The sequence below is a fragment of the Sphingomonas sp. NFX23 genome (genome assembly GCF_049887795.1).
Classification (GTDB): domain Bacteria; phylum Pseudomonadota; class Alphaproteobacteria; order Sphingomonadales; family Sphingomonadaceae; genus Sphingomonas.
Genome location: NZ_JAGEKH010000005.1, coordinates 557,804 through 566,969, shown reverse-complemented (window position 1 = coordinate 566,969; position 9,166 = coordinate 557,804). Strand labels below are relative to the sequence as shown.

Here is a 9,166-nt window from a genome sequence, read left to right as displayed (position 1 = left end):
TCCAAAACCCATTCACAACGTCCCATACCCCCTTCGCATCAGCGAAGTGTCGCGGGGTGGAGCAGCCCGGTAGCTCGTCAGGCTCATAACCTGAAGGTCACAGGTTCAAATCCTGTCCCCGCAACCACTTTACTTGCAATGCCTCCGAGGGAACACCCGCGGGGGCTTTTTGCGTTTCCGCTCCAGCACATTGCGACAGCATCGAGGCAAGCTCGCCGCGCAGATCGATGGACAGATCGTCGCCTTTCGGCGTCAGCACCACAGCCACGATGAGCGCGCGCAACCGTTCGAACGCCTGCGCCTTTAGCGCGTCGTCCTCGAACGCCGCGGTAAGTTGTTCGATCTTCTCACCGTACACGCGGCCCAGATCCGGGGTAAGCAGCTCGGGCTCCGGGGAAACCGTCTCTGTGGCTTCCTGGTCGGCAAGTTCCAGTTCGACGAGCAGGACTTTGCGCCGCTCGGTCCAGATCTTCATCTCGTCAACAAATACCGTCGCATCCACGCCTTTGAGAATAGCCGCCTTGGCGCGCGCAAGCTGGTGATCGAGATTGGCCAGTTCGGCTTCGCGCTCGGGGCGGGCACTGACCGTTTCCGCGGTCAGACGAAGGGTCTCTGCCTCGTATTCCTCAAGGAACGCTGCGACGACGTCGTCACGCAGCATCTCGCTCGCCAGGCCTGCCAGCACGCGTGCGTCGAGTTCGTCCTGGCGGATCGTCAGGCGGTTGCCGCACCAAGTCGGTCCTTTCTTGGCGGCGCCCTGGCAGCCGAACCTGGTCTTGCCCGATTTGGCATAGCTCGCGCCGCAGCTCCCGCAGGTTATCTTGTCAGTCAGCAGATACCGCGGGCGCTGCTGCGCGAACAAGGGCAGGCCAGCCATCTCGGTACGCGGTTTCGCTGTGCGGGCGAGCGTAGCCTGGCGGAATTTGACCCGGTCCCACAGCTCTAGAGGCACGATGCCGAGCGCCGGGGACTCGATGCGCTTTTCATAGCCGTACGCAGAGCCGCCGGGGTTCTTTCCCATCGCGTGATGACCCACCAGCGCATCGCGCATCTTGTCGCTGTTGGCGCTCAACTGCTCGGCGTTGATCGTACCGATCATGCCGATGTGCAGCGGCGTGACTATGCCCTCCTTGCGCGTCGCCAGGAGGACGCCGCGAAACCTGAGACGGTCGAACAATGCCATCCACAAGGACCATGTCAGCCTTGCCGACCGGCTGATGTACGAAGCCAAGAACGAGGGAGGCGACGCGTTCCTGGAGCGGCTCGACCTGCGCTTGCCGAGATACACGCGGAAACAGAAGCGGCGTCGCATAGTCAGTGCCCACCGACTGGTGTGCTGCACCTAGCAGTGTCTTCCATCGCTGAAAATCTTCTGTCAGGCGAACTGCTTGCATCGTTCCGTACAGCACACCCGTGTCTCCAGCTTGACATTCTCGTGACCGATGAAGACTTCGATATCGTCGCAGGCGCCTGAGACGCTGGGGCCCGCCTGGGCGAAGTGGTTGAGCACGGACATAATCGCGGTTGAGGTCGGCTTTGATCAACGCCAGATCGTCGTCGCCGCGCGGGCCTATATGGCGGCAGCGGAAACGCCGCTTCACTCGCGCGATTTAACGCAGCACCTGTGTATCGGCTGGCGATCCTCCGCCGATGTTGCGCCTTACCGCTGGGAACTCTCGAAGGGAGTGCTTGGACTCGCCGTCGCTGTCGACCGGGAAGTAACCACCGACGGCATAGATTTGATGGCCGGGATGGCCCTTGCTGGCGCATGCCTGACGGCCGGTATGGAAGAGACGTTCGCGCCGCGGTAAGAGAATAGTCGGTTGCGAACGGGATTCGACCTGTTATGTCCGTCACTCCCCGGACTTTTCTGTTCTACCCAAAACGGCGTCATCTCGCATCAAGCTGCGGACGATGGTCGACCATGTAAAGGACTGACGCAGACACTGAGCCCCTTAGCCATGTTGATGGCTTAAAATTGGGCATGTCCTTGGTTTTAAACCAGCGCAATTGCTTTCTTGAGCTTGCTGAGCCGATATCAAAGTGTTGCGAACGTCCGTTCATCAGAAGCCGGACAGTCACGGCCGTCTCTCTGGAAGGTGGTTTCGTCCCACTTCTCGACATCCATGCGGCGCCGTTAGCGACGATTTACCTACATCACCAACGGTCGGAGTTGGGGGGGGCGACAAGCCGACCGCCAGTGTCTGGTTGTGGATCGCACCGGAAGCGGGGGCGGAGTACATTCGTGCCCCAATCCCCGCCATCCCTTTCCGCCCGGATCTGGACGCTAGCCGGGGCGGCAAATCGATCCACTAGATGTCGAGACCAAACATTCAGGCCTCGGCGTCGCGACTCTTCGCGCCCGGCGTCGCTAGCCGCATGCGAAGAGCCGCCTCATGCCCGGCGCGGCGCTGCTGAACCCGGGCCATGACGTTGCGGAAATAGCTATCCACCTCGCCGTAGGAAGGCATTGGCGCACTCACGGAAGGCGCGGGGAGGGGTGTGATGAGTTCCTCGGGGGCGATCGTCGTGATCGGAGCCGCGGCGGACAATTCTATGTCGGTCTTGCGCGCGCAGTGCAGGAAACCGGGTAGATTACCCTTTTCCTGGATCGGTGTCTTCATCAGCGCGGCGCGCTTGGCGACGGCGGATGGCGACACTGGTAAGGGAGTGCGTCCGGTTGCAAGCGTGGGCGCCGGGCGCGCCTCGGCGCCGGCCTCGGCGTCGCCGCCGTCGATAGATGCATGAAATCGTTCGCCGCCGCGTCGCGCGCAGTTAACGCGCCGAATCCCAGCAACCGCTCGAGCGTCGCGAGAACCGAACTATGGTCGTATGGCGTCGGGTCGACCCCGAACTTCACCATCGGGGACACGATAACCGCCGGCACGCGCACGCCCAACTGGTTGAAGACGAAGCCGTTGTCTCCCGGGCTGTCCTGCGTGTCGGGTTCGACCGTGCCGCCGGGGGCGACGGAATCATAGAAGCCGCCATGCTCGTCATAAGTGATAACCAACATGCTATAGGGCCAGAGCGGCGACGACGCGATCGCGTTAAAGGCCCTAGCGATCAGGTTCTCGCCGCCCGACACGTCGTCCTCAGGATGTTGTGAGGAGCCGCCTTTGTAGGTGTTGCCGGCGATGTCGCCGTAATTCGGCTCGATGAAGGTATACCGGTAGGGATAGCCGCTGGCTACGTCGCTGGCGAACGCGGTAATGCTCTTCACCGCCAAGGGCTGCGCGAGCGAGATGCCCTTGAGCGCGGTGACTTGGGGAATCGAACCCCCGACGTCGAGGGTGTCGTCGTGATAGATTCGCCAGGGGATGCCGTTGGCGTCGAGTGCGTCGAAGATCGATCCGTTGCGATAGGTAAAGCCGCTCACCGTCTCCCATTGGGCAATCTGCAAATTCGATGGGCTACTGTCTAGGCTCGTATAGCCGCCGCCGTCCTGATACGCCGAGGAGGCGCCGTGGACGTAGAAGCGGTTGGGCCAAGTCGGACCGGGCAACGACGAGAACCAATTGGTGCACAGCGCATAGCGATTGGCTAGCTGCGTGATGACGGGAACCTGTGCCGGGGCAAGGCACTTCATGATGTCGCCGATCTCGTCGGCGGTTGGCGTGCCTGTCTTCTCCGAAGTGCTGTAAGCGTAATTCGCTGCAAATCCCGACATCTGCGGTTTCGGATAATTGGGCGCGGTGTAGGTCGCCCCCTGACCGGCAAGCTGTTCAAGGACATCAGCGAACTCGTGGCCGGGATCGGTCGGCATGCCGGTCGGGGTCGAGGTGTCACTGACGGTGTAGGTCTGCCCGTTGTAGCTATTGCTGTTCGCCGCCGGTGCCCTACCGAGCGCGGCGAACATGTTGTCATAGGAGTGATTCTCTAACATCAGCACGAATACATGTTGTATGGCCGAGTAATCGCCGGTGTGAATCATGCTCGCACCGCAATGCCCGGATTTGAGGTTGATCGCGAAATTGTCCCAATCGACGGTGAAGGTTGGTGATGATCCGTCGTCCTTGAGCCCCCATTCGCCGATCAGCATGCATTCCTTCCAATAGGGCAGCAACACATCATCGGGAACGTTGCTGACATAGACACCGGGACGGCTGCCGCCTGAAGGTGCGACCGACGCATACCAAAAATCGGCCGGCGTCGCGGTATTCCAGTCGACCGTGACTGGTCCAATCTTGCCCCCGGGCGGCACGTTACCCTGGGTGATTCCCGTCGAGCCATGGCTCGTACTATAGTGATAGAGCGAAAGAACGGCGTAAGAGTCAGTATTATTTTGGAGATATATTTTGGCGCTGCCCATGATCTTTTCCCCAGTAGAATACTTTCAAGACTTGAGGTGGATGATATCATCTCAGGAGTAACTCCGAGAAAAACATGATCCATCGTGGTTTGATCTCTTTCAGTATTAACGCCTGTATGAAGGCTATCGCTTAGGCGGCAATCAATCTGCGGACTCGGATTCGGAAATAAGCGACATTTTGGAGCTTTTAGTAAGAGCAGGTCATCATCAATTCTGTACAATAGTTGTCAGAATCGAGCGAATAACTATTCAGCGGTCGGCGGGTGCTGAGAAAGATGGGCGAGATCGGGAAGTGGCGATCTGGTTCCGGATGTCCGGCGATGGGTCTTACCGGGATTTCGTCGGCTATGGATTGTGGGTGACTGACGTTATCGCTCCAGTCTTCGTCCAGCATTATCGATCGCGGACATCAGCAATAGTGACGTGATTGGGACGCGGTTTTCAAAAACTAAAGCAGGTTTGTAACATATTGCGTGACATTGTGCCGACACGCAGGGCCGAAATCGGCAAGGCGGAACTTGCATACTTCCGGATGCTGGTCGGTTTGGCACACCGGACAGTAATTGCGAAAACCGAGTCTTCCTCGAACGTCTTGTTCGTGGCCTTGATCCTTCCCGTCGCAAAGCCGACGGCCAGGACCCGGTCGCCCTGCGCGATGAACTCGCGCGGTTCCGTGGACGTTTCGATCGACCTTGCTGCCGTCTCGAGCAGATATGCCAATCCCGGATTCCCCGGTAGGTGCCGGCCAGCGGCCAGTCCTTTCCCGGGATGATCCAATCGATTTTCTCGGCGACCAGTGTCAGCAGGCTCTTCTTGTCGCCGCGACCGATCGCGGCGAAGAAGTCCTTCACGGTTGCAGCGTCCGTCAGCCGAACCTGACCAGGTCCTTGAAGATCAGCCGGCCCCAGCTCTTGTTGTGCGCCTGAACGAGCAGCCCACCTTCCGAAAGTCCGCCGAGCTGGATCGGCGCAAAGCCGAGATCTTCCGCCAGTGCGCCGACCTGTGCTGCAGCATCCTCGTTGTCGCTCGACAGGAACACGACGCGCCTGCCACCCTGTAGGGCCGGATCCTGGTCGAGCACGGCAGCGACCAGATGGTTGAAGCCCTTGACCACCCTGCCGCCGGCGAACGCGTCCGCGACGATTTTGGCCGAGGGCCGTCCGTCCATGTCCTCCGTGGACACGCCGTACGCATTGGTTACGTCGACGATGATCTTGCCCTGCCAGTCCGGCAGCACCTTCGCGACATCCGGGTGCGATTGGAAACGGACGGCCAGGAAGATGACGTCCGCCTCGACCGCCTCGGCGAGCGTCGTGGGCGTGATGCCGGGACCGATCGCTACCGCGGTCGATGCGAAGCTTTCCGGATCGCGCGTCGTTGCGACGGATACCGCGATCCCCTTGCGGGCGAACGTCTTGGCGAGGGTCTGGCCGATCTCGCCGAACCCGATGATTGCATAGGTCATGATAGTCTCCTTGGGGTTTCGGACGGTCACAGCTTGTAGCCGCCGCTTGCTTCGATCGTCTGGCCGGTCACCCAGTGGCCATCGTCGGATGCCAGGAACGCCACGACGGCGGCGATTTCCGAAGGCTCGCCAAAGCGTCCCAGCGCGATGTCGGCCTCGACCGCCTTCACGAGTGCCGGATTCTCCCGGAAGGCCGCGTTCGCGTCGGTCCGCGTGAAGCCTGGCGCGACGGCGTTCGCGGTGATCCCGCGCGGCCCCAGTTCGGACGCGAGCGCATGCGTCAGCGTGTTGATCGCGGCCTTGGCCATCGAGTAGATCGGCGCCGTCGTTACCGGCTTCGTCGCGGCGGCGGACGAGATGTTGATGATCCGCCCGCCATCGGCGAGGCGATCCATCGCTGCCTGGACGATGAAGAACGGTGCGCGCAGGTAGACCGCCATCAGCGTGTCCCAGCTTGCGGGCGTCGCGTCCTTGAAGCCGATCCAGCCGGCATTGCCCGCGTTGTTGACCAGGATGTCGAGTGTTTTGCTGCCGTTACGCTTGGTAAACTCGTGGTCGAGCGTGTCGAACAAGACTGGCACGGTTGCCGGATCCACCAGGTCCGCTTGGATCGCAAACGCAGTGCCACCGGCTTTCTCGATGGCTGCGACCGCTTCGTCGACACCGGATTTGCTGGCGTTGTAGGTCAGCGCGACCGTCGCGCCGTCGCGTGCGAGACGTTCGGCGATCGCGCGGCCGATGCCACGCGATGCCCCGGTAACGAGGGCGGTCTTTTCTTTGAGAGGATGGTCCACAGGATGTTCCTTCGTGCTTGGGTGCAGGTGCCGATCACGCGAGCGATCGGCGGGTGGGATGCGTCAGAGCTGTGCGAGGCCACCGTCGACGGCGAGTTCGCTGGCCGTCATGAAGCTGCTGTCTGACGATGCGAGAAAGGCGGCCGCTGCCGCGATCTCGGCCGGGTCGGCCATGCGCAGCAGCGGGGTCATCGCGCCGTAGGCCTTCTGGCCCTCCTCGCCGAGCGCCGCCTTGGCGAGTTCCGTCGCCGTCGCGCCGGGGGACAGGACGTTCACGCGGACCCCGGTACCCTTCAGGTCTTCGGCCCAGCTTCGCGCGAGGTTGCGCACGGCCGCCTTGCTGGCGCTGTAGGCGGTGAACCCCGGGGCACCCGTGGTGCCCGCGCTCGATCCGGTCAGGATGATCGAACCGCCCTCGCGCATCAGCGGCAACGCCTTCTGGACGGTGAAGATCGTCCCCTTCACATTGGTGTCGAAGGTCTCGTCGATGTGTTCGGCGGTGATCTGGCCGAGCGGAAGCGGACTTCCCGCGCCTGCATTGGCAAAGACGATGTCGAGCGTTCCGCGCTCGGCCTTCACCGCGGCGTAGAGCCGGTCGAGGTCGGACTCGTCGGCGACCGAGCCCTTCACCGCGCGGGCATGCGACCCGAGCTCCGCCATCGCGGCATCGAGCGCATCCTGTCGCCTCCCATAGATGAAGACGAAGGCGCCTTCCGCGATGAACCGCTTTGCCGAGGCGAGGCCGATACCGGTCGCGCCGCCGGTGATCACGGCGGTCTTTCCGTCTAATCTGGTCATGTCGTGCATCCTTGTTCGCCGACCGGGTGTCCGGCCGTCCGGGGATGTTCCCCCCGCGAGCCTCAACATGGGCTCGGCAAAGTCAGTCAGGGACTGTGGAATTCCGCACTTCGGTGGTGCGGAAACGATCCGCCGAACACGTCATGCGCAGATCCCGGCCCCTCGTGCTATGAGGAGCGTGCAGCTTGCGGCGCGGGAATGCACCATGATCGACTGGGACGACGTTCGCTACTTTCTGGCCGCTGCGCGCGAGGGGTCGGTGCGCGCGGCGGCCAAGCGCCTCGCGGTGAACCACGCGACCGTGCTGCGACGCATCGCGCAGCTAGAGCAGCGGCTTGGCACGCAGATGTTCGAAAAGCTGCCTTCGGGCTACCGCCTGACGACGGCGGGCGAGGAGGTTCTCGAATTCGCGCTGCAAATGGAATCCTCGTCACACCAGTTGGAGACGAGGGTCTTCGGACGCGACCAGAGCGTACGCGGGCTCTTGCGAGTGACGCTGACCCCGATCCTTGCAACGCACCTTCTGCTGCCGGATTTCGCCGATTTCGCGCGCCGGCATCCGGACATCGAAATGGAAATCCAGTCCTCCGGCGACCTCGCAAATTTGACCAACCGGGAGGCCGACGTCGCGGTCCGCGTCGTCTACGATCGCAAGACCCTGCCGCTCAATCTGCACGGATTGAAGGGACCGGAGCTGTTCGGCGGCGTCTACATCGCCCGCGATCGGCTGGTTGCATGGCGCGGGGGCGCGTCCGACCCCCTTCGCTGGATCGTCATCAGCACGCACGGTATTCCCGATTGGGCGAGTGAGGGCGATGTCCGCACCACCGCGGTTCCCTTCAGGGTCACCGACGCAGGCGCGGAGATCGCCGCCGTCCGGCAAGGGCTCGGCATCACGACGCTGCCATGCTTCGTCGGCGATGCCGACCCGCTGCTCGAAAGAGTGCCGGGCACCGACCTGCACCCGTACGGAACGCTCTGGGTCCTGACGCAGGGGGACACGCGCAAAACAAAGCGCGTCCGGCTGTTCACGGACCACGTCTCCCGCAGGCTAGCCGCCTACGCGCCGCTCCTGGCGGGAATGTCAGTATCGGGCGATTGATGCCCGACGGTCCTCAGGCCGGAGCAAGCAATTCCATAGAGGCGGCGGTTACAGTGTGCCTCCCTCGGCAAGCGTCTTGAGTTGATCGGCCATCGCGCCCCAGCCGCCTTCAAAGCCCATCGAGCGATGCTGCTCCAGCGCCTCGTCGGTCCAGTGGCGCGCCGTGGCGGTGAAGAGGGTGTCGCCGCCGTCCGGCGCGATCTCGAACAGGCCGACCATGAACGGTCCGCTGGGCTTCCAGCCGGCCGTGAAGGCGTCGGTGAACACGAAGCGGCGGTTCGGCTCATATTCTAGGACCACGCCTTCGTTAGGCATTTCCTCGCCATTGGGTCCGTGCATAACCACCAGACTGCGACCACCAGGGCGCCAGTCGATATCGCGTGCTTCTGCGCGCCAAGGTCGCGGACAGAACCACTCCTCGAAGCGGTTCGTCATAGTCCGCCAGACCGCCTCCACGGGGGCGGCGATGCGTCGCTCGACGCTGAGTTCGCGGCTATTGCTCATTGTTTGTCTCCTCGGCAAATCAGGATCACATAACGCTTGAGGCGCCGCCGACTATCGTGAGCGGTTGCGGGTCGCCGGCAGCCTCGGCAACGACGAAGCCGCTCTGCAGCACGGTCTGCAAGTGAAGCGTGACGCTCGTTACGTCGACGTCGGCAACACCGTGATCCGCCAAGGCCTCGGCGATGGCGCTT

General features: G+C 62.3%; 11 protein-coding genes and 1 tRNA gene. 3 read left to right on the top strand and 9 right to left on the bottom strand.

Going from position 1 to position 9,166, the window contains the following annotated elements:
* Window positions 1–50 precede the first annotated feature (50 nt).
* Window positions 51–127 (top strand) — tRNA-Met (locus tag J4O76_RS16290).
* Here J4O76_RS16290 and J4O76_RS16285 read toward each other — a convergent pair.
* Window positions 98–1,183, bottom strand: a complete 1,086-nt coding sequence (locus tag J4O76_RS16285) for a recombinase zinc beta ribbon domain-containing protein (RefSeq protein WP_426282897.1) — start codon at window positions 1,181–1,183, stop codon at window positions 98–100. The genes J4O76_RS16290 and J4O76_RS16285 overlap by 30 nt on opposite strands.
* Window positions 1,184–1,442: 259 nt before the next feature.
* Here J4O76_RS16285 and J4O76_RS16280 point away from each other — a divergent pair, with 259 nt between their 5' ends.
* Window positions 1,443–1,811, top strand: coding sequence for a LysR substrate-binding domain-containing protein (locus tag J4O76_RS16280; RefSeq protein WP_426282896.1), 369 nt, complete (start codon window positions 1,443–1,445; stop codon window positions 1,809–1,811).
* Between the two features lie 522 nt (window positions 1,812–2,333).
* Here the strand turns inward: J4O76_RS16280 and J4O76_RS16275 are convergent.
* The 6 genes from J4O76_RS16275 to J4O76_RS16250 all read right to left on the bottom strand — a co-directional run bounded on the left by J4O76_RS16275 (window position 2,334) and on the right by J4O76_RS16250 (window position 7,369).
* Window positions 2,334–2,624 (bottom strand): hypothetical protein, encoded by a 291-nt coding sequence (locus tag J4O76_RS16275; protein WP_426282895.1) that lies wholly within the window; start codon window positions 2,622–2,624, stop codon window positions 2,334–2,336.
* Window positions 2,624–4,312 (bottom strand): alkaline phosphatase family protein, encoded by a 1,689-nt coding sequence (locus J4O76_RS16270; protein WP_426282894.1) that lies wholly within the window; start codon window positions 4,310–4,312, stop codon window positions 2,624–2,626. Before J4O76_RS16270 ends, J4O76_RS16275 begins: the two co-directional genes overlap by 1 nt.
* A 441-nt stretch (window positions 4,313–4,753) precedes the next feature.
* Window positions 4,754–5,032 carry a nuclear transport factor 2 family protein gene (locus J4O76_RS16265; protein WP_426282893.1) on the bottom strand — a complete coding sequence of 93 codons (279 nt, stop codon included), beginning with the start codon at window positions 5,030–5,032 and terminating at the stop codon, window positions 4,754–4,756.
* A 145-nt stretch (window positions 5,033–5,177) separates the two neighbouring features.
* Window positions 5,178–5,777 carry an NADPH-dependent F420 reductase gene (locus J4O76_RS16260; RefSeq protein WP_426282892.1) on the bottom strand — a complete coding sequence of 200 codons (600 nt, stop codon included), beginning with the start codon at window positions 5,775–5,777 and terminating at the stop codon, window positions 5,178–5,180.
* A 26-nt stretch (window positions 5,778–5,803) separates the two neighbouring features.
* A complete protein-coding gene (locus J4O76_RS16255; RefSeq protein ID WP_426282891.1) occupies window positions 5,804–6,571 on the bottom strand; it encodes an SDR family NAD(P)-dependent oxidoreductase in 768 nt (255 codons plus the stop codon).
* A 63-nt stretch (window positions 6,572–6,634) separates the two neighbouring features.
* Window positions 6,635–7,369: an SDR family NAD(P)-dependent oxidoreductase gene (locus J4O76_RS16250; RefSeq protein ID WP_426282890.1), complete on the bottom strand. Its 735-nt coding sequence runs from the start codon at window positions 7,367–7,369 to the stop codon at window positions 6,635–6,637.
* 205 nt (window positions 7,370–7,574) lie between these two features.
* Between J4O76_RS16250 and J4O76_RS16245 the strand changes: the two genes are divergently transcribed.
* Window positions 7,575–8,471 carry a LysR family transcriptional regulator gene (locus J4O76_RS16245; protein ID WP_426282889.1) on the top strand — a complete coding sequence of 299 codons (897 nt, stop codon included), beginning with the start codon at window positions 7,575–7,577 and terminating at the stop codon, window positions 8,469–8,471.
* A gap of 48 nt (window positions 8,472–8,519) precedes the next feature.
* On the opposite strand, the gene J4O76_RS16240 is transcribed toward J4O76_RS16245, so the two are convergent.
* Together J4O76_RS16240 and J4O76_RS16235 are read right to left on the bottom strand one after the other, a co-directional pair.
* A complete protein-coding gene (locus J4O76_RS16240) occupies window positions 8,520–8,975 on the bottom strand; it encodes an SRPBCC family protein (protein WP_426282888.1) in 456 nt (151 codons plus the stop codon).
* 25 nt (window positions 8,976–9,000) lie between these two features.
* Window positions 9,001–9,147, bottom strand: a complete 147-nt coding sequence (locus J4O76_RS16235) for a hypothetical protein (protein ID WP_426282887.1) — start codon at window positions 9,145–9,147, stop codon at window positions 9,001–9,003.
* Window positions 9,148–9,166: the final 19 nt, after the last annotated feature.

Excerpts from the sequence above, each read along its gene's own strand:
- J4O76_RS16285 (WP_426282897.1), bottom strand. The coding sequence starts at position 1,183 with ATGGCATTGTTCGACCGTCTCAGGTTTCGCGGCGTCCTCCTGGCGACG.
- J4O76_RS16280 (WP_426282896.1), top strand. The coding sequence starts at position 1,443 with ATGAAGACTTCGATATCGTCGCAGGCGCCTGAGACGCTGGGGCCCGCC.
- J4O76_RS16275 (WP_426282895.1), bottom strand. The coding sequence starts at position 2,624 with ATGAAGACACCGATCCAGGAAAAGGGTAATCTACCCGGTTTCCTGCAC.
- J4O76_RS16270 (WP_426282894.1), bottom strand. The coding sequence starts at position 4,312 with ATGGGCAGCGCCAAAATATATCTCCAAAATAATACTGACTCTTACGCC.
- J4O76_RS16260 (WP_426282892.1), bottom strand. The coding sequence starts at position 5,777 with ATGACCTATGCAATCATCGGGTTCGGCGAGATCGGCCAGACCCTCGCC.
- J4O76_RS16250 (WP_426282890.1), bottom strand. The coding sequence starts at position 7,369 with ATGACCAGATTAGACGGAAAGACCGCCGTGATCACCGGCGGCGCGACC.
- J4O76_RS16245 (WP_426282889.1), top strand. The coding sequence starts at position 7,575 with ATGATCGACTGGGACGACGTTCGCTACTTTCTGGCCGCTGCGCGCGAG.
- J4O76_RS16240 (WP_426282888.1), bottom strand. The coding sequence starts at position 8,975 with ATGAGCAATAGCCGCGAACTCAGCGTCGAGCGACGCATCGCCGCCCCC.